Source organism: Salmonella sp. SAL00672 (genome assembly GCF_046552175.1).
GTDB lineage: Bacteria > Pseudomonadota > Gammaproteobacteria > Enterobacterales > Enterobacteriaceae > Salmonella > Salmonella enterica.
In genome coordinates, this window is sequence record NZ_JBGDUQ010000003.1 from 14,350 (window position 1) to 35,926 (window position 21,577).

The 21,577-nt window shown below is 54.9% G+C and carries 19 protein-coding genes; 6 read left to right on the forward strand and 13 right to left on the reverse strand.

Annotated features, from left to right (window positions below; translation table 11 throughout):
- Position 1: 1 nt before the first annotated feature.
- The 6 genes from sucA to ACLJTG_RS09870 form a co-directional block, all read right to left on the reverse strand.
- Entirely contained in the window at positions 2-2,803 is a 2,802-nt protein-coding gene (gene sucA, locus ACLJTG_RS09845; protein WP_198898229.1) for a 2-oxoglutarate dehydrogenase E1 component, read from the reverse strand.
- Positions 2,804-3,326: 523 nt separating this feature from the next.
- Positions 3,327-4,043, reverse strand: coding sequence for a succinate dehydrogenase iron-sulfur subunit SdhB (gene sdhB, locus ACLJTG_RS09850; protein ID WP_001727709.1), 717 nt, complete (start codon positions 4,041-4,043; stop codon positions 3,327-3,329).
- 16 nt (positions 4,044-4,059) lie between these two features.
- Positions 4,060-5,826, reverse strand: coding sequence for a succinate dehydrogenase flavoprotein subunit (sdhA, locus tag ACLJTG_RS09855; RefSeq protein ID WP_000775561.1), 1,767 nt, complete (start codon positions 5,824-5,826; stop codon positions 4,060-4,062).
- The gene (gene sdhD, locus ACLJTG_RS09860; protein WP_000254356.1) at positions 5,826-6,173 is read right to left on the reverse strand and encodes a succinate dehydrogenase membrane anchor subunit; all 348 of its coding nucleotides are present in this window, start codon (positions 6,171-6,173) and stop codon (positions 5,826-5,828) included. Before sdhD ends, sdhA begins: the two co-directional genes overlap by 1 nt.
- The gene (gene sdhC, locus ACLJTG_RS09865; protein ID WP_023210763.1) at positions 6,167-6,571 is read right to left on the reverse strand and encodes a succinate dehydrogenase cytochrome b556 subunit; all 405 of its coding nucleotides are present in this window, start codon (positions 6,569-6,571) and stop codon (positions 6,167-6,169) included. Before sdhC ends, sdhD begins: the two co-directional genes overlap by 7 nt.
- Positions 6,572-6,964: 393 nt before the next feature.
- Complete coding sequence (locus ACLJTG_RS09870; protein WP_001539488.1) at positions 6,965-7,210, reverse strand: hypothetical protein; 246 nt, start codon at positions 7,208-7,210, stop codon at positions 6,965-6,967.
- Positions 7,211-7,310: 100 nt separating this feature from the next.
- Between ACLJTG_RS09870 and ACLJTG_RS09875 the strand changes: the two genes are divergently transcribed.
- Together ACLJTG_RS09875 and ACLJTG_RS09880 are read left to right on the forward strand one after the other, a co-directional pair.
- A complete protein-coding gene (locus ACLJTG_RS09875) occupies positions 7,311-8,594 on the forward strand; it encodes a citrate synthase (RefSeq protein ID WP_000785811.1) in 1,284 nt (427 codons plus the stop codon).
- 136 nt (positions 8,595-8,730) lie between these two features.
- Complete coding sequence (locus ACLJTG_RS09880; RefSeq protein ID WP_198898228.1) at positions 8,731-9,777, forward strand: AbrB family transcriptional regulator; 1,047 nt, start codon at positions 8,731-8,733, stop codon at positions 9,775-9,777.
- Positions 9,778-9,831: 54 nt separating this feature from the next.
- Here the strand turns inward: ACLJTG_RS09880 and nei are convergent, their stop codons facing one another.
- The 5 genes from nei to ybgI form a co-directional block, all read right to left on the reverse strand.
- Positions 9,832-10,623 carry an endonuclease VIII gene (nei, locus tag ACLJTG_RS09885; RefSeq protein ID WP_198898227.1) on the reverse strand — a complete coding sequence of 264 codons (792 nt, stop codon included), beginning with the start codon at positions 10,621-10,623 and terminating at the stop codon, positions 9,832-9,834.
- 121 nt (positions 10,624-10,744) lie between these two features.
- Positions 10,745-11,479 (reverse strand): 5-oxoprolinase subunit PxpA, encoded by a 735-nt coding sequence (gene pxpA, locus ACLJTG_RS09890; RefSeq protein ID WP_001017922.1) that lies wholly within the window; start codon positions 11,477-11,479, stop codon positions 10,745-10,747.
- A complete protein-coding gene (pxpC, locus tag ACLJTG_RS09895; protein ID WP_000932043.1) occupies positions 11,469-12,401 on the reverse strand; it encodes a 5-oxoprolinase subunit PxpC in 933 nt (310 codons plus the stop codon). The genes pxpA and pxpC overlap by 11 nt, the downstream gene beginning before the upstream one ends.
- Positions 12,395-13,051: a 5-oxoprolinase subunit PxpB gene (pxpB, locus tag ACLJTG_RS09900; RefSeq protein ID WP_001188371.1), complete on the reverse strand. Its 657-nt coding sequence runs from the start codon at positions 13,049-13,051 to the stop codon at positions 12,395-12,397. The genes pxpC and pxpB overlap by 7 nt, the downstream gene beginning before the upstream one ends.
- Before the next feature lie 15 nt (positions 13,052-13,066).
- On the reverse strand, positions 13,067-13,810 hold the full coding sequence (gene ybgI, locus ACLJTG_RS09905) for a radiation resistance protein YbgI (protein ID WP_000798844.1): 744 nt from the start codon (positions 13,808-13,810) through the stop codon (positions 13,067-13,069).
- 328 nt (positions 13,811-14,138) lie between these two features.
- Between ybgI and ACLJTG_RS09910 the strand changes: the two genes are divergently transcribed.
- Entirely contained in the window at positions 14,139-15,620 is a 1,482-nt protein-coding gene (locus ACLJTG_RS09910) for an MFS transporter (protein ID WP_001041123.1), read from the forward strand.
- A gap of 38 nt (positions 15,621-15,658) precedes the next feature.
- Here the strand turns inward: ACLJTG_RS09910 and phrB are convergent, their stop codons facing one another.
- Together phrB and ACLJTG_RS09920 are read right to left on the reverse strand one after the other, a co-directional pair.
- Positions 15,659-17,080: a deoxyribodipyrimidine photo-lyase gene (phrB, locus tag ACLJTG_RS09915; protein WP_369557194.1), complete on the reverse strand. Its 1,422-nt coding sequence runs from the start codon at positions 17,078-17,080 to the stop codon at positions 15,659-15,661.
- A gap of 111 nt (positions 17,081-17,191) precedes the next feature.
- On the reverse strand, positions 17,192-17,398 hold the full coding sequence (locus ACLJTG_RS09920) for a YbfA family protein (RefSeq protein WP_000401435.1): 207 nt from the start codon (positions 17,396-17,398) through the stop codon (positions 17,192-17,194).
- 336 nt (positions 17,399-17,734) lie between these two features.
- Between ACLJTG_RS09920 and kdpF the strand changes: the two genes are divergently transcribed.
- From kdpF to kdpB, 3 genes are read left to right on the forward strand one after another with little or no spacing between them, the layout of a single operon-like run.
- Positions 17,735-17,824: a K(+)-transporting ATPase subunit F gene (gene kdpF, locus ACLJTG_RS09925; RefSeq protein ID WP_001670793.1), complete on the forward strand. Its 90-nt coding sequence runs from the start codon at positions 17,735-17,737 to the stop codon at positions 17,822-17,824.
- Entirely contained in the window at positions 17,824-19,503 is a 1,680-nt protein-coding gene (gene kdpA / locus ACLJTG_RS09930; RefSeq protein ID WP_000730078.1) for a potassium-transporting ATPase subunit KdpA, read from the forward strand. Before kdpF ends, kdpA begins: the two co-directional genes overlap by 1 nt.
- Before the next feature lie 20 nt (positions 19,504-19,523).
- Entirely contained in the window at positions 19,524-21,572 is a 2,049-nt protein-coding gene (kdpB, locus tag ACLJTG_RS09935) for a potassium-transporting ATPase subunit KdpB (protein WP_000088034.1), read from the forward strand.
- Positions 21,573-21,577: the final 5 nt, after the last annotated feature.

Genomic DNA, 21,577 nt, shown 5'->3' on the forward strand with positions numbered 1-21,577 from the left:
TTTAATCGACGTTCAGCGCGTCATTAACCAGATCTTGTTGCTGTTTCTGGTGAACGGACATATACCCTACCGCCGGAGAGGCGGAGGCCGGGCGACCTGCATAACGCAGAGCGGCCCCAAACGGAATCACTTCACGGAAATGATGCTGGCTGCAGTACCATGCGCCCTGGTTGAGCGGCTCTTCCTGGCACCAGACAAAATCATGGACGTGAGCGTATGGTTGCAGCGCTTCCTGCACCGCTTTATGCGGGAACGGATAGAGCTGTTCGATGCGCACGATAGCGACATCTTTCTGGTCGCTTTTGCGACGTTGTTCCAGCAGGTCGTAATAAACCTTACCAGAACACATTACCACGCGTTTTACGGCTTTAGGGTCCAGCTCGTCAATTTCGCCAATGGCCGGCTGGAAGGAACCGTTCGCCAGTTCATCAAGCGTGGAAACCGCCAGCGGGTGACGCAGCAGCGATTTCGGCGACATCACCACCAGCGGACGACGCATCCCGCGCAGCGCCTGACGGCGCAGCATATGGTAGACCTGCGCCGGGGTGGACGGCACGCAAACCTGCATATTCTGCTCGGCGCAAAGTTGCAGATAACGTTCCAGACGCGCGGAAGAGTGCTCCGGCCCCTGCCCTTCATAGCCGTGCGGCAACAGCATCACCAGACCGCACATCCGGCCCCATTTCTGCTCGCCGGAGGAGATGAACTGGTCAATCACTACCTGCGCGCCGTTGGCAAAATCGCCAAACTGCGCTTCCCAGATAGTCAGGGTACGTGGTTCCGCCGTGGCATAACCGTATTCAAAAGCCAGTACCGCTTCTTCAGACAGCACGGAGTCCCAGACTTTAAACTGTCCCTGACCGCTGTGAATATGCTGCAACGGCGTATACGTTGAGCCGTTCGTCTGGTTGTGGATCACCGCATGACGATGGAAGAAGGTGCCGCGACCAGAGTCTTCCCCGGACAGGCGCACCGGAATGCCTTCATCGACCAGCGTGGCGTAAGCCAGATTTTCCGCGCCGCCCCAGTCAAACAATTTCTCGCCTGCCGCCATTGCCTGACGGTCGCCATAAATTTTCGCCACGCGAGACTGCATTTCAATGGCTTCCGGCACGGTGCTGATACGTTTTGCCAGCTCCTGCAGACGCTTCATTTCTACCTTGTTCGGGTATGCTTCATCCCATTCGTGGTTTAGATACGGCGACCAGGTGAACGAGTGCATATTCATCGGACGCCACTCTTTCACCACGCATTCGCCTGCATCCAGCGCATCGCGATAGAGGTTGACCATTTCGGTAGCATCTTCCAGCGTTGCGACCTTATCAGCTTCCAGTTTGTCGGCGTAGATTTTACGCGGCGTCGGATGCTTTTTGATTTTCTGGTACATCAGCGGCTGGGTTGCGCTTGGCTCGTCGGCTTCGTTGTGGCCGTGACGGCGGTAGCACACCAGATCGATGAACACATCACGTTTAAAGGTGTTACGGAAGTCCAGCGCCAGACGGGTCACAAAAGCGACGGCTTCCGGATCGTCCGCATTGACGTGGAAAATCGGCGCCTGGACCATTTTACCGATATCGGTGCAGTAAGGCGTTGAACGCGCATCCAGTGGGTTAGAGGTGGTGAAACCCACCTGGTTGTTGATAACGATACGTACCGTACCGCCCACTTCGTAACCGCGCGCTTTCGACATGTTCAGGGTTTCCTGAACCACGCCCTGGCCGGTCACCGCGGCGTCGCCGTGAATAGTGATCGGCAACACTTTGTTGCTGCTCGGTTCGTCCAGTCTGTCCAGACGGGCGCGCACGGAGCCCATCACCACCGGGCTCACAATTTCCAGGTGCGATGGGTTAAACGCCAGCGCCAGGTGAACCAGACCGCCTTCGGTTTCGATATCTGACGAGAAGCCCATGTGATACTTCACGTCGCCGGTACCCAGATGTTCTTTATGTTTACCGGCAAACTCGTCGAACAGATCCTGCGGTTTTTTACCCAGTACGTTGATCAGCACGTTCAGGCGACCGCGGTGCGCCATCCCCAGCACCACTTCGCGAGTGCCGCTGTTACCCGCATGGCGAACCATCTCTTTCAGCATGGGTATCAGCGCATCTCCCCCCTCAAGCGAGAAACGTTTCGCACCCGGGAATTTGGCGCCCAGATAACGTTCCAGCCCTTCAGCGGCGGTCAGTTCGTTCAGGAAGCGTTTTTTCTCGTCAGCGCTAAAGGCCGCACGACCGGATTCGATGCGCTGTTGGATCCAGCGTTTCTCTTCGGTGCTGGTGATGTGCATATACTCAGCGCCAATCGGGCCGCAGTAGGTCTGTTTGAGCGCGTCGAGCAGCTCGCCCAGCTTCATCGTCTCTTTGCCGCTGGCAAAGGAGCCGACATTGAAGGTTTCCTGGAAATCGGCCTCGGTCAAATCATGGAAAGAAGGGTCCAGATCCGCCACGCGTTCTTGCTTCCACAGTCCCAGCGGATCGAGATTTGCATGCTGATGGCCACGGAAACGATAAGCGTTGATAAGCTGCAGGACTTTAACCTGCTTCACATTGGTGTCAGGGTCGGAAATCGTAGAAGAGTGACGTGAGCCAGCCAACGCCTGCCGCCGGAAATATTCACGTGTTTTTGAATGGAGTTGATCCGGTTTGACTCCGGTACCAGGTAACTGCTGGAACGTCAAACGCCAGTTAGCGTCTACCGAGTCAGGATCGGTTAAGAAGTCTTCATAGAGCTGTTCTATCCAGCTCTGATTCGAACCAGAGAGGTAAGAAGAGTCCAACCAGGCTTTCAAAGCGCTGTTCTGCATCGTGATCCCTTAAGCATCTTTTCTGCTTATTTAATACTCTAAATAGGTCACGTTTCAGGAAGGCGGCAAGCTTGCGAATCCCTGGGAGCTTACATCCAGTAAGTGACCGGGGTGAGCAAGTGCAGCCAACGCACATGCAACGTGAACTATGACGAGTATTTCGCCGTGGATACTAACCACGCATACGCTGTATGCGTGCCGGGGTTCACTTGTTGCGGACTGTCGTGTCATCTGCGTCCGCTAAGGAACCTTTAAAAACTGTCTAATAATCTTCGCTGTTCAGGCTACGACTGCTTTGCGGCCTTCGCTCACTCCGGTCACATAGTTAACTATGCTCCCGAAGATTCGTTCAGACCGCGCCTTGCCTCGCTCTGAACATCTCGATTATTACTAATCATATGGCAGTTTTTAGAGGTTTCCTGCACTTCTATTGCCTGATGGCGCTGCGCTTATCAGGCCTACGGGGTTGCGCCTGTAGGCCGGATAAGACGGTACGTCGCCATCCGGCAACCACTACAACTATTTATGCGCTACGCTGCAACAGCATCGACTTAATATGGCCGATAGCGCGCGTCGGGTTTAATCCCTTAGGACATACACTGACGCAGTTCATAATGCTGTGACAGCGGAATACGCTGAATGCATCGCTCATCCCTTCCAGACGACTGTCGGTCTCGGTATCACGACTATCGATCAGGAATCGATACGCCGCGAGCAGACCCGCCGGACCGATAAACTTATCCGGGTTCCACCAGAATGACGGGCAGGATGTTGAGCAACAGGCGCAAAGAATACATTCATACAGCCCATCGAGTTTTTCACGCTGCTCCGGCATCTGCAGATGCTCACGAGCCGGTGGATTTTGCCCATTATTCAATAAGTAAGGCTTAATCTTCTCATATTGTGCGTAGAATTGCCCCATGTCTACCACCAAATCGCGGATCACCGGCAAACCGGGTAGCGGGCGAATCACAATCTTCTTACCCGGCTGGTTCAGCGCCGAAATAGGGGTAATACAGGCCAGACCATTCTTACCGTTCATATTCAAACCATCAGAACCACACACACCTTCGCGGCAGGAACGGCGGAAAGAAAGGCTAGGATCTTTTTCTTTAAGCTGGATTAACGCATCCAGCAGCATCATGTCGCGCCCTTCTTCGCCTTCCAGGGTGTAATCCTGCATACGCGGAGCGTTATCGACATCCGGGTTATAACGATAAATCGAAAATTCGAGTTTCATCATCCTGTCTCCGCAATTAATAAGTACGAATCTTCGGCGGGAACGCCGGACGCAGTTTCGGTTCCATATTGACGCTTCGGCGCGTCATGGATTCCGTTTGCGGTTGATACAGGGTATGACACAACCAGTTGGCATCATCACGCTCCGGGAAATCGAAGCGGCTATGCGCGCCGCGGCTTTCCGTCCGGAAGTTGGCTGATACGGCAGTGGCGTAGGCAGTTTCCATCAGGTTATCCAGCTCCAGACACTCAACACGCTGGGTATTAAACTCGCTGGACGTGTCATCCAGACGGGCGTTTTTCAGACGCTCGCGGATCACTTTCAACTGCTCAAGCCCTTTCGCCATCGCGTCGCCTTCACGGAATACGGAGAAGTTATGCTGCATACACTCCTGCAACGCTTTGCGGATAGCCACCGGATCTTCGCCATTGCGGTTATTGTTCCAGCGATTCAGGCGCTCCAGAGAACCTTCAACGTCAGACTCGCTGGCGTCGCGCAGCACGCCCTGCTCGGCGATGGATTCCTGTAAATGCAGCCCCGCCGCACGGCCAAAGACCACCAGATCCAGCAGTGAGTTACCGCCCAGACGGTTGGCGCCGTGAACCGATACACAGGCGATTTCGCCTACCGCAAACAGCCCCGGAATCACCACATCTTCGCCCTGCTCGTTCACGGTCAGCGCCTGACCGGTCACTTTAGTCGGAATACCGCCCATCATGTAGTGGCAGGTCGGGATAACCGGAATCGGCTCTTTCACCGGATCGACGTGAGCGAAAGTGCGGGACAGCTCCAGGATACCCGGCAGGCGAGATTCCAGCACCTCTTTACCCAGATGATCCAGTTTCAGTTTAGCGTGCGGCCCCCACGGACCATCGCAGCCGCGGCCTTCACGGATTTCGATCATGATGGAACGCGCCACCACGTCACGACCCGCCAGGTCTTTGGCGTTCGGCGCATAACGCTCCATAAAGCGCTCGCCGTGTTTGTTCAACAGGTAACCGCCTTCGCCGCGGCAGCCTTCTGTCACCAGCACACCCGCCCCGGCGATGCCGGTCGGGTGGAACTGCCACATTTCCATGTCCTGCACCGGGACACCGGCACGCAGCGCCATACCGACACCGTCACCAGTATTGATATGAGCGTTGGTGGTGGACTGGTAGATACGGCCTGCGCCGCCGGTCGCCAGCACCGTCGCGCGGGCTTTGAAGTACACCACTTCACCGGTTTCGATGCACAGTGCGGTACACCCCACCACCGCGCCATCCTGGTTTTTCACCAGATCCAGCGCATACCATTCGGAGAAAATCGTGGTGTGGTTTTTCAAATTCTGTTGATACAGCGTGTGCAGCAAGGCGTGACCGGTACGGTCAGCCGCCGCCGCGGTACGTGCCGCCTGCTCGCCGCCAAAGTTTTTCGACTGGCCGCCGAACGGGCGCTGATAGATACGTCCATCATCAAGACGGGAGAACGGTAGCCCCATGTGCTCCAGTTCCAGAATCGCTTCCGGTCCGGTCTTACACATATATTCGATGGCATCCTGGTCACCAATGTAGTCCGACCCCTTAACGGTGTCGTACATGTGCCATTCCCAGTTATCTTCATGGGTATTGCCGAGCGCCACGGTGATACCGCCCTGCGCGGAAACGGTATGGGAACGGGTCGGGAAGACTTTCGAGAGCAGCGCACAGGTTTGGCCGCTCTGGGAAATTTGCAGCGCCGCGCGCATACCTGCGCCACCGGCACCAATCACAACAGCATCAAATTCTCTGACTGGCAGTTTCATTACACACCCCACACCACAACAAATCCATAGATGACGTAAACCACCAGCGCAACAACGATAACGAGTTGCAGTATCAGACGCACTGCCAGTGGTTTAACGTAGTCGGTTAACACCTGCCACATGCCGATCCAGGCATGAATCAAGATGGAAAAAAGCGCCAGCAGGGTGAAGACTTTGGTGAAGGCCGATGAGAAGAAACCGGTCCAGGCTTCAAAGGTCAGTTCGCCGCTCGTGGCGAAAAAACCCACCATGTAGATGATGTATAACGTCAGAACGATAGCGGTAGCACGGACCAGGATGAAGTCATGTACGCCATTGCGTCCTAATGCGGAGGCGTTGCTTACCATACGAGGACTCCTGCGAGAAGTGAAAGCACGACAGTGATAACAAAAGAGATTTTGGCAGAGCGTTGACCCGTTTCGAATGTTTCTTCCAGATAGCCAAAATCCATTAACATGTGACGAATTCCCACGATGACGTGATACGCCAGCGCGGTAAGGATACCCCACATGATAAATTTAACGATGAAGCCGTCCATGATATCGGCGGCCTGCTGGAATCCTTCCGGAGAAGAGAGGCTGGTGCCCAGTAGCCACAGTAGTATGCCGACGGCGATGAAAGTAATCACACCGGATACGCGATGGAGAATGGACGCTATCGCTGTGATGGGGAACCGAATCGTTTGCAGATCCAGATTGACAGGTCTTTGTTTTTTCACATTTCTTATCATGAATAACGCCCACATGCTGTTCTTATTATTCCCTTAAGACTTCGGTTACAGAGGTGAATCTACCTGTAGCCAGAAAGACGACGGGATTTCCTTCCTCCGGTCTGCGTGCGGGTCAGACAGCGTCCTTTCTATAACTGCGCGTCATGTAAAACACTGCTTCCAGTAGCTAAAACGACACGTTACAACGCTGGGTGGCTCGGGATTGCAGGGTATTCCGGAGACCTGGCGGCAGTATAGGACGTTCACAAAATCATTACAATTAACCTACATATAGTTTGTCGGGTTTTATCCTGAACAGTGACACAGGTCACGATAACAACATTTTTTTAATTTTCAATCATCTGATTTGACAAACATTAAACAAAATTGTTACAAACAACACCAGAAAAAGCATATAATGCGTAAAAGTTATGGGGTCACTCTTTCACCTGTTAATAAGTTATGCAACAGTACAATGATATTGACCCATTCTTTCAGGACAGTTATTAGTGATAGACAGGTTACATTACTCGGATTGCTACGTTCCTGATTTGCTGCTAATTCGAAATTAATCAAGCCGTTACCTGCAAGCGCCCATTGCTCTGTACCCAGGTCATCCCCTCTTTCACAGAGCGGCGAGCCAAATAACAAACTGGTAACGGTTGATTGATGCATACACAGAATCTTCCCTGCACTAACGACAAGGAAGATGACGTGGAGAAGGCAAGTCTGAGTTCCGGCAGTCTTAAGCAATAAGGCGCTAAGGAGACCGTAAATGGCTGATACAAAGGCAAAAATCACCCTTACTGGTGACACTGCTATTGAACTGGATGTGCTAAAAGGTACACTCGGTCAAGATGTTATTGATATTCGTAGTCTCGGTTCAAAAGGAGTTTTTACTTTTGACCCTGGTTTCACCTCTACCGCATCCTGCGAATCTAAAATCACCTTCATCGACGGCGACGAAGGCATTTTGTTGCATCGCGGTTTCCCGATTGACCAGCTTGCTACCGATTCCAACTATCTGGAAGTCTGTTACATCCTGCTGTACGGCGAAAAACCGACGCAGGAAGAGTATGACGAGTTCAGAACGACAGTCACCCGCCATACGATGATCCATGAGCAAATCACTCGCCTGTTCCATGCTTTCCGTCGCGACTCACATCCGATGGCGGTAATGTGCGGGATCACTGGCGCGCTGGCAGCGTTCTACCACGACTCGCTGGATGTGAACAATCCGCGCCACCGTGAAATCGCGGCGTTCCGCCTGCTGTCCAAAATGCCGACCATGGCGGCGATGTGTTACAAATACTCAATCGGTCAGCCGTTTGTTTATCCGCGCAACGACCTTTCCTACGCCGGTAACTTCCTGAACATGATGTTCTCCACGCCGTGTGAAACCTATGAAGTGAATCCGGTACTGGAGCGCGCGATGGATCGTATTCTGATCCTGCACGCTGACCATGAGCAGAACGCCTCTACGTCAACGGTACGTACCGCAGGTTCAAGCGGCGCCAACCCGTTCGCCTGCATTGCCGCCGGGATCGCCTCCCTGTGGGGACCCGCGCACGGTGGCGCCAACGAAGCCGCGCTGAAAATGCTGGAAGAAATCAGCTCTGTTAAACACATTCCGGAATTTGTTCGCCGTGCGAAAGACAAGAATGATTCTTTCCGCCTGATGGGCTTCGGTCACCGTGTTTACAAAAACTACGATCCGCGCGCCACCGTGATGCGTGAAACCTGCCACGAAGTGCTGAAAGAGCTGGGCACCAAAGACGATCTGCTGGAAGTGGCGATGGAGCTTGAGCACATTGCGCTCAACGACCCGTACTTCATCGAGAAGAAACTGTACCCGAACGTAGACTTCTACTCCGGCATCATTCTGAAAGCGATGGGCATTCCATCTTCGATGTTCACCGTGATCTTCGCCATGGCGCGTACCGTTGGCTGGATTGCACACTGGAATGAAATGCACACTGACGGCATGAAAATCGCCCGTCCTCGTCAGCTGTATACCGGCTACGATAAACGCGATTTTAAATCGGCGCTGAAGCGTTAATTGACAACCGGATGGCGAGGCAACCCTCGCCATCCGGTACATTTTCCCTTTTTTCTTATCCTCATTATTTTATTCTTACCCCGTTACTCTCTATGATTAATTAAGGTTTCGCTAAATATCATTCAGGGAGCATGGAATGCCGATTCTGCAGTGGTTTTTGTTGTTCCTGTTATCGCTGCTCATTTCCCTTATTTTTCTCTGGCTGCACCTTCCGGCGGCAATGCTGCTCGGTCCAATGATTGCGGGTATCGTGTTGAGTTTGCGAGGTAGTACGCTACAACTTCCGCGCGGTATTTTTCTCGCCGCGCAGGCAATTCTCGGCTGTATGATCGCCCAAAATCTAACCGGTTCGATATTGACCACCCTCGCCCTCTACTGGCCGGTCGTGCTTTTAGTGTTGCTGGTGACGCTGCTTTCCAGCGCGGTAGTCGGCTGGCTGCTGGTACGTTACAGCTCGCTGCCCGGCAACACCGGCGCATGGGGGTCTTCGCCGGGCGGCGCGGCGGCAATGGTAGCGATGGCGCAAGATTACGGGGCGGATATCCGCCTGGTGGCGTTTATGCAGTATCTACGGGTACTGTTTGTGGCTGGCGCGGCGGTGCTGGTGACACGCCTGATACTCGGCGACAGCGCGGCAACGGTCAGCCAACAGATGGTCTGGTTTCCGCCGCTTAGCGGTAATTTATTGACGACGCTGTTATTAGCGATCGTGGCGGGCATTGCCGGTCGCCTGATGCGTATCCCTTCCGGCACGATGCTGCTCCCCATGTTGGCAGGCGCGCTTCTCCATTCGCAAGGCATCATTGAGATTGAATTACCCGAATGGCTGCTGGCCGTGGCGTATATGGCGATAGGCTGGCGTATTGGGCTGGGTTTTGACAGACAGGTGTTTTTTATGGCGCTGCGGCCATTGCCGCAAATCTTATTGTCAATTTTCGCGCTGATGGCGATTTGCGCCGCGATGGCGTGGGGAATGGCTTACTACATGCAGATTGATTTTATGACGGCTTATCTTGCCACCAGTCCCGGTGGTCTGGATACGGTTGCCGCGATCGCGGCAGGAAGCAGTGCCGATATGGCGCTCATCATGGCAATGCAAACCCTACGGCTGTTCAGCATTCTGTTAACTGGGCCAGCAGTGGCCCGTTTTATATCAACCTATGCGCCCAAACAACCTTTGTAGGGCTGATAAGCGTCGCGCCATCAGGCAATAGCCGCTCGCCGATGGCGGTTCCGGCTATTTCTGGCAATGCGGGCACCAGTAAAACGGGCGTGAGGACAGTGTTGTCTTTTCAATAATGCCGCCGCACCGCTCGCACACTTCGCCGTCACGGTGGAAAACCTTAAAGCGAAACAGTGCGCCATGATGCTTGTTCTCATCCGCCTGACCGCGAGTAGTGTAGGAAAGGCGCGGAATATCCAACAGCGCGTGAGAAAGCGCATTCAGTTGCGCTTCGTTGAGATCTTTCGCTTTATGCTGTCCGGTTAACCCTACCTGCCAGAGGATTTCAACGCGCAGATAATTCCCCAATCCCGCCAGAAAGGCCTGATCCAGCAACAGTCCGGAAAATTGTCGGTTGCGAAAACGCGGCGACAGCAATCGAGCTTTAACCTCTTCCGAAGTGAGACGCGCGTCCAGCACATCCGGACCGACTCGCTGTAAAAAGGGGTGCGTCGTGAGCTGCTCTGCTGTCAGCATTTCGATATCAGACGCGCTATAAAGCAGAATAGTTTTATCCGCCGTTTGTAGCCTGACGCGCAATATACGCGTGGTCTGCGGTATTTCACCAGTATCGATCACCCGCCATACGCCATAGAGTTGGTTGTGGCTGTAGAGCGTCAGGCCATTTGAAAAGTGGGTCAATAACGCTTTTCCCCGCGTCTCTATCCGGGTAACAAGTTGACCGGTAAGCTGCGATTCATACGGTTTTAACTGTGCAAAGGCAAACCAGACATCGGTTAAGGGTTTGCCTTTGATTGCCGCCTCCAGATTATCCGCCGCACGACGAATTTCCGGGCCTTCAGGCATAATAATATCCTTTGTTAACAGTTGATTAATGGACTACACCGCCTCTGACTATCGGGAATGCACATCGAACGCCATAATGAATATCCACAGCCGTAATATAATAGCTTCAATCGTCGGGCTCTCAGGCAATAACGTGTATATTACGCGCATTGAACGCGGCGCGTAACCTGCGAGCGAATGCAAGCGCATACTCGCCGTCGCCATGAATGCACACCGTTTGCGCCGTGACAGTCGTCCACACGCCAGTAACGCTTTTCACTCTCCCGGCTTGTACCATATCCAGCGTTTGCGCCAGCGCCTGCTCTTCGTCGTGAATCAGCGCGCCAGGTTGCATGCGCGGCACCAGGCTACCGTCGGCCTGATAGCCGCGATCGGCAAACACCTCCTGCCGCGTCACCAGGCGATGGCGCTCACCGGCCCGGATCAGCTCACTTCCCGCCAGTCCAACCAGTATCAGTGACGGATCATAGTCGTGTACCGCTTTCGCAATCGCCTGTGCCAGATGAGGATCTTTCGCCGCCTGGTTATAGAGCATACCGTGCGGTTTGACATGGCGCATCACGCCGCCTTGCGCCTGGACAATCGCCCCCAGCGCGCCGATTTGGTACAGCGTCTGGGCGTATACCGTTTCCGGCGGCAAAACCATCGCCGTCCGCCCAAAATTATCCCGATCCGGAAAGCTGGGATGCGCGCCGATCGCCACGCCGTTTTTCAGCGCCTCGCGCACACAGGTCAGCATGGTTTGCGCATCACCGGCGTGAAAACCACAGGCGATATTGGCGGAGGAGACCAGCGTTAATAATTCGCTGTCGCTGGCGCAACCTTCGCCCACATCCGCATTTAAATCAATGTTCATGCTGAAGCCGCCAGGTAAGCTGTTCCAGATAGCGCTGACGCTCATGGCGCGCGTTGAGCGCCTCTTCCAGCGAACATTGCACAAAATGGATCGGTTGTCCTAGCGGGATCTGCGCCAGATGGTACATATCTGCCTCGATGATGCAGGCAATGCGCGGATAGCCGCCAGTTGTCTGGGCATCATTCATTAGCACAATAGGTTGGCCGTTGTAAGGCACCTGCACGACACCGGGCAGCAAACCGTGCGACAGCAGTTCGCGATCCGTTGTCCGCGTTAACGATTGTCCCTGCAAACGATAGCCCATGCGATTACTTTGCGGACTGAGCTGCCACGGCGAACGCCAGAACGCTTCTTGCGAGGCGCGATCGAACTCACGGTATTCCGGCCCCGGTAGCGCACGGATGCGATTCCCCCACAGTAACTGCTTCACGCCCTGCGGCCCGCTAAACTGTCGCGATGGTTTACCCGTCGCCAGCCGATCGCCATCTTTTAGCAGCCGTCCTTCCAGCCCACCGATGCCGGACTTCAGATCGGTACTACACGATCCCATCACCTCCGGCACAGCAATACCGCCCGCCACCGCCAGATAGCTACGCATCCCGTGAAGCGGTCGATGCAGCGTAAGACGCTGACCCGCTTTTACCGGCAATCGCCAGCCGGTCCAGACCGGTTGATCATCCAACTGCGCCTCGCAGCCTGCGCCGGTAAGAGCGAACCAGGTCTCATTTTCAAATTCGACAACCAGTTGGCCGAGAGTGATTTCCAGCGCCGGGGCATTCGCATCGTTCCCGACCAGGAGATTAGCGGTCTGAAAGGCGGGTTTATCCAGCGCGCCACAGTGACTCAGCCCCGACTGACGAAAGCCGTGACGCCCGCTATCCTGCACGGAGGTGTAAATCCCCGCGCGAATAATATTCAGCATATTCCCTCCTTTTGCGGCACAAAGCGTACGCTATCGCCAGGGCGTAGCAGAACCGGGGGCTCCCGCATCGGATCGAATAACTTCAACGGCGTGAGGCCGATCAGCTGCCAGCCGCCCGGCGTGGATAATGGATAAATCCCCGTCTGCGCGCCGCCGATGCCGACAGAACCGGCCGGAACCTGCAGGCGCGGCTCCGCGCGTCTGGGCATATGGAGCGGTTCTGGTAAATTCCCAAGATAGGGAAAGCCAGGCTGAAAGCCTAAAAACCAGACGACATACTCAACGGAGGCATGTAGCTCCACGACCTGCTTTTCACTCAAACCGCTGTGCCGTGCCACCGCCGCCAGATCCGGCCCGCCTGCGCCGCCATAGATCACCGGGATCTCAACCGAACGCGAGTCCGGCTCCAGCGCCTCGCTCTCTTCCCACCAGCGCTGCAGACGCTCAATCGCATCCAGCGCCAGGGTTTGCGGTTCCCGCAAGATCACGGTGATATTGTTCATCCCGGGAATGGCTTCCACCACGTTCGGCATATCGACCAGACGCTGCGTCAGACGCCAGATGCGTTTCTGGCTCGCCAGCGTAATCGGTGGTTCAAGTTCCAGGACGACCGCCGTTTCGCCTAACAGATAACAACGCGCTCGCTGCACTTTATTACCTCTCAGTTATGCCGGGTTAGGGATATCAATAAACGTCACATCCAACGCCGTGTTTTCGTTCAACCATTCGCTCAGGGCGCGAATACCGCCGCGTTCAGTGGCATGGTGCCCGGCGGCATAAAAATGCAGCCCCTGTTCGCGCGCGGAATGAATGGTCTGTTCAGACACCTCGCCGGTAATGAAAGCATCCACGCCGAAGCGGGCGGCGCTATCAATAAAACTTTGCCCGCCGCCGGTACACCAGGCGACACGCTGCACATTCTCTGGCCCGGTATCGCCGCACCATAGCGGTTTACGCCCCAGACGCGCTTCAATCCATGAGGCCAGTTCCAGCCCCGGCACCGGCATTGAGAGCTCTCCCCACGGCACCAGCGGCTCAATTTCTCCTTTCACGGTAATGCCCAATAGCGCCGCCAACTGCGCATTGTTGCCCAGCTCAGGATGCGCATCCAGCGGCAGATGCCAACCGTAAAGGTTAATATCATTTGCCAGTAACGTTTTTAAGCGACGGCGTTTCATCCCGCGAATAACCGGAGACTCGCCTTTCCAGAAGTAACCATGATGAACAATGACCGCATCGGCCTGCAAACGCACCGCCTCATCGAGCAGCGCCTGACTTGCGGTCACGCCGGTAACGATTTTCTGTACCGTCTCTTTTCCTTCGACCTGTAAACCATTCGGCGCATAATCGCTTATTGCCGCACTGTTCAGCTTGTCGTTAATCAGTTGTTCCAGCTCGGTGTTTTTCATCATCGCTCCCTTTAACCCACGTTCTACTTTCCCGTTACGGGTTCAGTCTCCGTTAACATAGCCTTCCGTTAGCCGTTCGTCGATAAACATTTGTTTGACACATCAAGAAACAATCACCTCCGGGTTTGGCGCAAATTACTTAGCAAAACACGATCGGTTTCATGTATATTTATGCAATCAGAACGCATATTGCAGAAAAAATCAGTTCTGTATCATGTTGGTAACTTTAAGGAAACACGGCGATACGGCAGGCTTAATAAGCCCACAAAGAAAGGCATTATCTGAGAATGCCGCGTTCTTGCCGCAGCGTCTCTATCCCGGAAATACGATGAATAAACAAGCATCTCAACCCCGCGCTATTTACTACGTTGTCGCCCTGCAAATTTGGGAGTACTTCAGCTTTTATGGTATGCGCGCCCTACTGATTCTTTATCTCACCAATCAGCTAAAATACGACGATAACCACGCCTATGAGTTATTCAGCGCTTATTGTTCGCTGGTCTACGTAACGCCGATTCTTGGCGGCTATCTGGCGGATAAGGTGCTTGGCAACCGAATGGCAGTCATGCTGGGCGCATTTTTAATGGCTATAGGTCATTTAGTGCTGGGCGCCAGTGAGATCGCGCCGACATTCCTTTATCTGTCGCTGGCGATCATTGTCTGCGGCTACGGCCTGTTTAAATCGAATATTAGCTGCCTGCTGGGCGAACTGTACCAGCCGGAAGATCCGCGCCGCGACGGCGGGTTCTCGCTGCTTTACGCAGCGGGCAATATTGGTTCGATCGTGGCGCCTATCGCCTGCGGCTATGTGCAAGAGGAGTACAGTTGGGCGATGGGCTTTGCGCTCGCCGCCATTGGTATGCTGGCGGGGTTAGTGATCTTCCTGTGTGGAAATCGTCATTTCACCCACACCACCGGCGTGAATAAAGCCGTGTTGTGCGCCAGAAACTACCTGCTGCCGAACTGGGGCTGGCTGTTAATTTTGCTGGTAGCGGCGCCGTTGCTGATTACCGTTCTGTTCTGGAAAGAATGGTCTGTCTATGCCTTAATCGTGGCGACCGCGATCGGCCTGGTCGTGCTGGCAAAAATTTATCGTCAGGCGCAAACGGCCAAACAGCGCAAAGAACTGGGGCTGATTGTCACCCTGACCCTGTTCAGTATGCTGTTCTGGGCGTTTGCCCAGCAGGGCGGCAGTTCTATCAGCCTGTATATCGACCGCTTTGTGAACCGCGATATTCTGGGCTATTCCGTTCCTACCGCCATGTTCCAGTCGGTGAACGCCTTTGCCGTGATGCTGTGTGGGGTCGTCCTGGCCTGGCTGGTTAAAGAGAGCGTAAGCGGTAATCGCACCGTGCGTATCTGGGGCAAATTCGCGCTGGGTCTCGGTCTGATGAGCGCCGGATTCTGTATTCTGACCCTGAGCGCACGCTGGTCCGCCGCTTACGGACACTCTTCAATGCCGCTAATGGTGCTGGGACTGGCGGTGATGGGCTTTGCCGAGCTGTTTATCGACCCGGTCGCCATGTCGCAAATTACGCGCATTGATATCCCCGGCGTCACCGGCGTATTAACCGGAATTTATATGCTGCTGTCCGGCGCGATAGCTAACTATCTGGCAGGCGTCATCGCTGACCAGACCTCGCAAAGCGCCTTCGACGCCAGCGGCGCGGTTAATTACGCCATCAACGCCTATGTGGATGTTTTTGAACAGATCACCTGGGGCGCGTTAGCCTGCGTAGGGGTTGTCCTGCTGATTTGGCTGTATCAGTCCTTCAAATTCAAAAGCCGCGCGCTGGCCGTCGAATCCTGATAGCAGAAGGCCCGGTAGTTTGCGCTACCGGGCCTGTATCACGCCCCTTTTCTCGCCGCCTCATAGGCGGAAAGCGTCGCGATTCTCGCCTGTTTGTGTTCCACAATAGGCCGAGGATAATCAAGCACGACTCCCGCTTTTTCCGCCCACCGCCACGGCTCGTGAATCGCTTTTCCAGGGATATCGCGTAATGCCGGTAGCCACTGGCGGATAAATTCGCCGTCGCGATCGAACCTCTCTCCCTGAGTCGTGGGATTAAAAATACGAAAATAAGGCGCGGCATCGGTACCGGTTGAAGCGGCCCACTGCCAGCCGCCATTATTGGCGGCAAGATCGCCGTCAATAAGCTGCGACATGAAATAGCGCTCCCCCAACCGCCAGTCAATCAACAGATCTTTTACCAGAAAGCTGGCGGTAATCATGCGTAAACGGTTATGCATCCAGCCCGTCGCGTTAAGCTGGCGCATCGCCGCATCGACAATGGGATAACCGGTTTCGCCTTTCTGCCATGCCTGAAAATAGTGCGGGTTCTCCTGCCACGCGACGCGTTTTGTCCAGCGGATAAACGGCTGGTGTTTGCATAATGCCGGATACCAGGTCATTAAATGACGGTAAAATTCCCGCCAGATGAGCTCATTCAACCAGACGCTTCCCGGTCCGCCGTCCAGCGCCTGCGGCTGCTCCGCCAGTAATCGGTGCAGGCACTGTCGCGGCGACAGGCCGCCCGTCGCCAGGCTGGCGGAAAGCCGACTGGTGCCTTCAACCGCAGGGAAATCCCGCCGTGACTCATACCCGTCTGCGCCCTGCGCGCAAAACTGACGTAGCTGCGCGATGACCGCGTTTTCTTCCACCGGGAAAAGCGCGGCGTCAAACGCCTGTTGCGGGTAGTTAAGCGAGACTGGCGTTAAGGGTGTAGAAAGCGCGCCGCTCACCCGGATCTTCGGGGCCGGAACGCACGGCGGAATATCCTCTTTTAGCCGTTTCAACCAGGCGTTTTTAAACGGCGTAAAAACTTTATACATTTCATGATTGCCGGTCATCACCGCGCCGGGCGCAAGAATCACGCTATCGTCAAAGCCTTCGCAGATGACAGATGGCAGCGTTTTTTCCACCGCCGCATCACGCTGACGCTCGTTAAACTCATACTGATAGTTATAAAACAGATGGCTGACGTCATGCTGCCGGCAAACGTTTTTAACCGTCTCAATACTGGCGTTAAAATCCGCCACTTCATGAAACAGCAGCGGAATCCCTTTCTCTGCAAGGGCCGTCTGTAGCGCATTGAGCTGCGCGCTGATGAATGCCGCCTGCCGCGGCGCCATATCATGGGCCTGCCACTGCGCGGGGGTGGAAATATAAAGCGCCAGCACCCGCGCGGATGCATCGCGGCAGGCGGCGGCCAGCGCAAGGTTATCCTGTAAACGCAGATCGCGCCTGAACCAGACTAAATGGGTGGGCATACAACTCCTGAAAGATAAAACGTCACGGCGAATAGCGTTAAACAGTGTAGACCCTGGCGCATAAAAAAACCGCCAGCGTGGCGGCTGACGGTTTTTTCAGGCTGGTCGCGATTAATAAAAGTCGCAGGTGGCTTTTTCAGCCTGCGCCATCCATACCGGTTTATCACTGGTTTTCGACCAGACACGGTGCAGATAACTATAAAAACGCGCGCGGTCTTTCCAGAAGAGCATCACCGGCAACGCCAGCACGCCTGCGGTCACCGCGAAAGCACGACGGGCAAAAATGACATGCGCCGGATAGTCTTTATAGTGTTCCATACGTTTCCCCCCTTTATACCGACGCTATCCGCCCCGGTATAGATTGAATCGGTGAATAGCACCGAAAAATTGAACCTTGTTACCTGATTAAAATAGTACCGTTTTCGGTGTAATTTTACTACTCATCCGACCACTTATTTTCACGCTTTTCCAGCAGATTTACATTCAAAGCGTAAATTAGTTACGAAAAGGTTAAATTAATACTAATCATTAGTTAAATAATGGTCTTTGCCATTTTTATACTTTTTTTACACTCCGCCCGCCAATTTTTGCGAAATCTTTGCAGCCAAAAAATTACCTTTCTCAGGAGTAAAACAATGCCACTGGAGGTGCTCTGTGAGTGCAGGCGTGATAACCGGCATCGTGCTGGTTTTCTTACTTTTAGGTTATCTGGTCTATGCCCTGATTAATGCGGAGGCGTTCTGATGGCCGCGCAAGGATTTTTACTGATCGCCAGTTTTTTACTGATTTTATTGGTACTGGCGAAACCGTTGGGTTCGGGCCTGGCAAGGCTCATCGCCGCCGTTCCGTTGCCGGGCGTGGCTGGCGTTGAGCGTATCCTCTGGCGGACTCTTGGCATTACCGACCACGAAATGAACTGGCGTCAGTATTTACTGGCGCTACTGACGCTCAATCTGCTGGGACTGGGCATCCTGTTTTGCCTGCTATTCTGGCAGGAGTGGCTGCCCTTAAATCCGCAGCGGCTACCGGGGCTGTCCTGGGATCTGGCGCTGAATACCGCCGTCAGCTTTGTCACCAATACCAACTGGCAAGCCTACAGCGGCGAAAGCACGCTGAGCTACTTTAGCCAGATGGCCGGGCTGACGGTGCAAAATTTCCTGTCGGCGGCGACCGGGATTGCGGTGGTTTTTGCGCTTATCCGCGCCTTTACGCGCCAGAATGTGCACACGCTGGGTAATGCCTGGCAGGATCTGGTACGCATTACGCTATGGATATTATTTCCTGTCGCGTTAATTATCGCGCTGTTTTTTATCCAACAAGGCGTACCGCAAAACCTGTCGGCTTATCAGCCCATCACCACCCTTGAAGGCGCTAAACAACTTTTGCCGATGGGTCCGGTTGCTTCGCAGGAGGCGATCAAAATGCTTGGCACCAACGGCGGCGGTTTCTTTAACGCCAACTCTTCGCATCCGTTCGAAAACCCTACCGCGCTCACTAATCTGGCGCAGATGCTGGCGATATTTTTGATTCCAGCCGCGCTCTGTTTCGCCTTTGGCGAAGCGGCGGGCGATCGCCGTCAGGGACGCGCGCTACTGTGGGCAATGTCATTCATTTTTGTGGTCTGCGTAGCGGTAGTGATGTGGGCGGAAGTTCAGGGAAATCCACATCTGTTGGCGGCGGGCGCGGACAGTAGCGTCAACATGGAGGGTAAAGAAACACGCTTTGGCGTGCTGGCCAGCAGCCTGTTTGCCGTCGTCACGACCGCGGCGTCCTGCGGGGCGGTAAATGCCATGCACGACTCGTTTACCGCTCTGGGCGGTATGGTGCCGATGTGGCTGATGCAAATTGGCGAAGTGGTCTTTGGAGGCGTCGGTTCAGGGCTGTACGGCATGTTGCTGTTTGTCCTGCTGGCGGTGTTTATCGCGGGGCTGATGATCGGTCGCACGCCGGAATATCTGGGGAAAAAAATCGACGTGCGCGAAATGAAAATGACCGCGCTGGCGATTCTGGTCACGCCGATGCTGGTCTTGTTGGGTTCGGCGCTGGCGATGATGACGGATGCCGGACGCAGCGCAATGCTGAACCCTGGCCCGCACGGTTTTAGCGAAGTGTTATATGCCGTCTCCTCTGCCGCCAACAACAACGGTAGCGCCTTTGCGGGTCTGAGCGCTAACTCGCCTTTCTGGAACTGTTTGCTGGCGTTCTGCATGTTCGTCGGCCGTTTCGGCGTGATTATTCCTGTCATGGCCATCGCCGGATCGCTGGTCAGTAAAAAAGTACAGCCGGCCAGTCAGGGAACGCTGGCGACCCACGGCGCGCTATTTATTGGACTGCTCATCGGCACGGTACTGCTGGTCGGCGCGCTGACGTTTATTCCTGCCCTGGCGCTTGGCCCGGTAGCGGAACATTTCTCTTTACCTTGAGCGATGCGGAGTACATTGATATGAGTCGCAAGCAACTGGCGCTGTTTGAACCTGTTTTACTCGTACAGGCGCTAACGGATGCCGTAAAAAAATTAAGCCCACGCGCCCAGTGGCGTAACCCGGTGATGTTTGTGGTCTGGGCCGGCAGCGTGCTAACCACTCTGTTAACGCTCGCTATGGTAACAGGACAAATAGCGGGAAGCGCCTTGTTTACAGGGGTGATCAGCCTGTGGTTATGGTTCACCGTACTGTTCGCCAATTTTGCCGAAGCGCTGGCGGAAGGCCGCAGCAAAGCCCAGGCAAACAGTCTGAAAGGGGTGAAAAAGACCGCGTTCGCTCGCCGCCTGCGCGCCCCGCGCCATGATGCGCAGGCCGATAACGTGCCCGCCGCTGAACTGCGGAAAGGCGACATTGTCCTGGTCAAAGCGGGCGATATTATTCCCTGCGATGGCGAGGTCATCGAAGGCGGCGCCTCGGTGGATGAAAGTGCGATTACCGGCGAATCCGCGCCCGTGATCCGCGAGTCCGGCGGCGATTTCGCCTCTGTCACCGGCGGCACGCGAATTCTTTCCGACTGGCTGGTGATTGCCTGTAGCGTCAATCCTGGCGAAACCTTTCTTGACCGGATGATCGCGATGGTGGAAGGCGCGCAGCGGCGGAAAACACCTAACGAGATTGCCCTGACGATTTTGCTCATTGCCCTGACCATTGTCTTTTTACTGGCGACCGCCACTCTGTGGCCCTTCTCTGCCTGGGGCGGTAACGCGGTCAGCGTCACCGTGTTGGTGGCGTTGCTGGTGTGCCTGATCCCCACTACCATCGGCGGGCTACTCTCCGCCATTGGCGTAGCCGGAATGAGCCGAATGTTGGGCGCGAACGTCATCGCCACCAGCGGCCGCGCCGTAGAAGCCGCGGGCGATGTCGACGTGTTACTGCTGGATAAAACCGGCACTATCACGCTCGGCAATCGCCAGGCGTCCGATTTTATTCCCGCCCGAGGGGTGGACGAACGCACGCTGGCTGACGCCGCGCAGCTCGCTTCGCTGGCCGACGAAACGCCGGAAGGCCGCAGCATTGTGATCCTCGCCAAACAGCGCTTTAACCTGCGTGAACGCGATGTGCAGTCGCTTCATGCCACCTTTGTTCCGTTTACCGCGCAAAGCCGCATGAGCGGGATTAATATCGATAACCGGATGATCCGTAAAGGCTCGGTGGACGCGATTCGGCGTCATGTCGAGAGCAATGGCGGCCATTTTCCCGCCGATGTCGAGCAAAACGTCGAGAACGTGGCGCGTCTGGGCGCGACGCCGCTGGTGGTAGTGGAAGGCGCGCGCGTACTGGGTGTTATCGCCCTCAAGGATATCGTTAAAGGCGGCATTAAAGAACGTTTCGCCCAGCTACGAAAGATGGGCATTAAAACGGTGATGATCACTGGCGATAACCGCCTGACGGCGGCAGCGATTGCCGCCGAAGCCGGTGTGGACGATTTTCTTGCCGAAGCCACGCCGGAAGCCAAGCTGGCGCTGATCCGCCAATATCAGGCGGAAGGACGGCTGGTCGCCATGACCGGCGACGGCACTAACGATGCCCCGGCGCTGGCGCAGGCTGACGTCGCGGTGGCGATGAACTCCGGCACCCAGGCGGCGAAAGAAGCCGGTAATATGGTGGATCTGGACTCTAACCCAACCAAGTTGATTGAAGTGGTGCATATCGGTAAGCAGATGCTGATGACGCGCGGCTCGCTCACCACCTTCAGTATCGCGAATGATGTAGCGAAATATTTCGCCATTATTCCCGCCGCGTTTGCCGCTACCTATCCGCAGCTAAACGCGCTCAACGTGATGGGGCTGCATTCGCCGAACTCCGCCATTCTGAGCGCGGTGATCTTTAACGCCCTGATTATTATTTTTCTGATCCCGCTGGCATTAAAAGGCGTGAGTTATAAGCCGCTTTCCGCATCGGCCATGCTGCGCCGTAATTTATGGATCTATGGTCTGGGTGGTCTGGTGGTGCCGTTTATTGGTATCAAAGTGATTGATGTGCTGCTGACCCTGCTGGGTCTGGCGTGAGGTGT

Coding starts and splice junctions, on each gene's coding strand:
- sdhA (WP_000775561.1), bottom strand. CDS start 5,826: ATGAAACTGCCAGTCAGAGAATTTGATGCTGTTGTGATTGGTGCCGGT.
- ACLJTG_RS09875 (WP_000785811.1), top strand. CDS start 7,311: ATGGCTGATACAAAGGCAAAAATCACCCTTACTGGTGACACTGCTATT.
- pxpA (WP_001017922.1), bottom strand. CDS start 11,479: ATGAACATTGATTTAAATGCGGATGTGGGCGAAGGTTGCGCCAGCGAC.
- sucA (WP_198898229.1), bottom strand. CDS start 2,803: ATGCAGAACAGCGCTTTGAAAGCCTGGTTGGACTCTTCTTACCTCTCT.
- ACLJTG_RS09870 (WP_001539488.1), bottom strand. CDS start 7,210: ATGCATCAATCAACCGTTACCAGTTTGTTATTTGGCTCGCCGCTCTGT.
- ACLJTG_RS09880 (WP_198898228.1), top strand. CDS start 8,731: ATGCCGATTCTGCAGTGGTTTTTGTTGTTCCTGTTATCGCTGCTCATT.
- sdhC (WP_023210763.1), bottom strand. CDS start 6,571: ATGTGGGCGTTATTCATGATAAGAAATGTGAAAAAACAAAGACCTGTC.
- ACLJTG_RS09910 (WP_001041123.1), top strand. CDS start 14,139: ATGAATAAACAAGCATCTCAACCCCGCGCTATTTACTACGTTGTCGCC.
- sdhB (WP_001727709.1), bottom strand. CDS start 4,043: ATGAAACTCGAATTTTCGATTTATCGTTATAACCCGGATGTCGATAAC.
- sdhD (WP_000254356.1), bottom strand. CDS start 6,173: ATGGTAAGCAACGCCTCCGCATTAGGACGCAATGGCGTACATGACTTC.
- ybgI (WP_000798844.1), bottom strand. CDS start 13,810: ATGAAAAACACCGAGCTGGAACAACTGATTAACGACAAGCTGAACAGT.
- kdpB (WP_000088034.1), top strand. CDS start 19,524: ATGAGTCGCAAGCAACTGGCGCTGTTTGAACCTGTTTTACTCGTACAG.
- pxpC (WP_000932043.1), bottom strand. CDS start 12,401: ATGCTGAATATTATTCGCGCGGGGATTTACACCTCCGTGCAGGATAGC.
- phrB (WP_369557194.1), bottom strand. CDS start 17,080: ATGCCCACCCATTTAGTCTGGTTCAGGCGCGATCTGCGTTTACAGGAT.
- ACLJTG_RS09920 (WP_000401435.1), bottom strand. CDS start 17,398: ATGGAACACTATAAAGACTATCCGGCGCATGTCATTTTTGCCCGTCGT.
- nei (WP_198898227.1), bottom strand. CDS start 10,623: ATGCCTGAAGGCCCGGAAATTCGTCGTGCGGCGGATAATCTGGAGGCG.
- kdpA (WP_000730078.1), top strand. CDS start 17,824: ATGGCCGCGCAAGGATTTTTACTGATCGCCAGTTTTTTACTGATTTTA.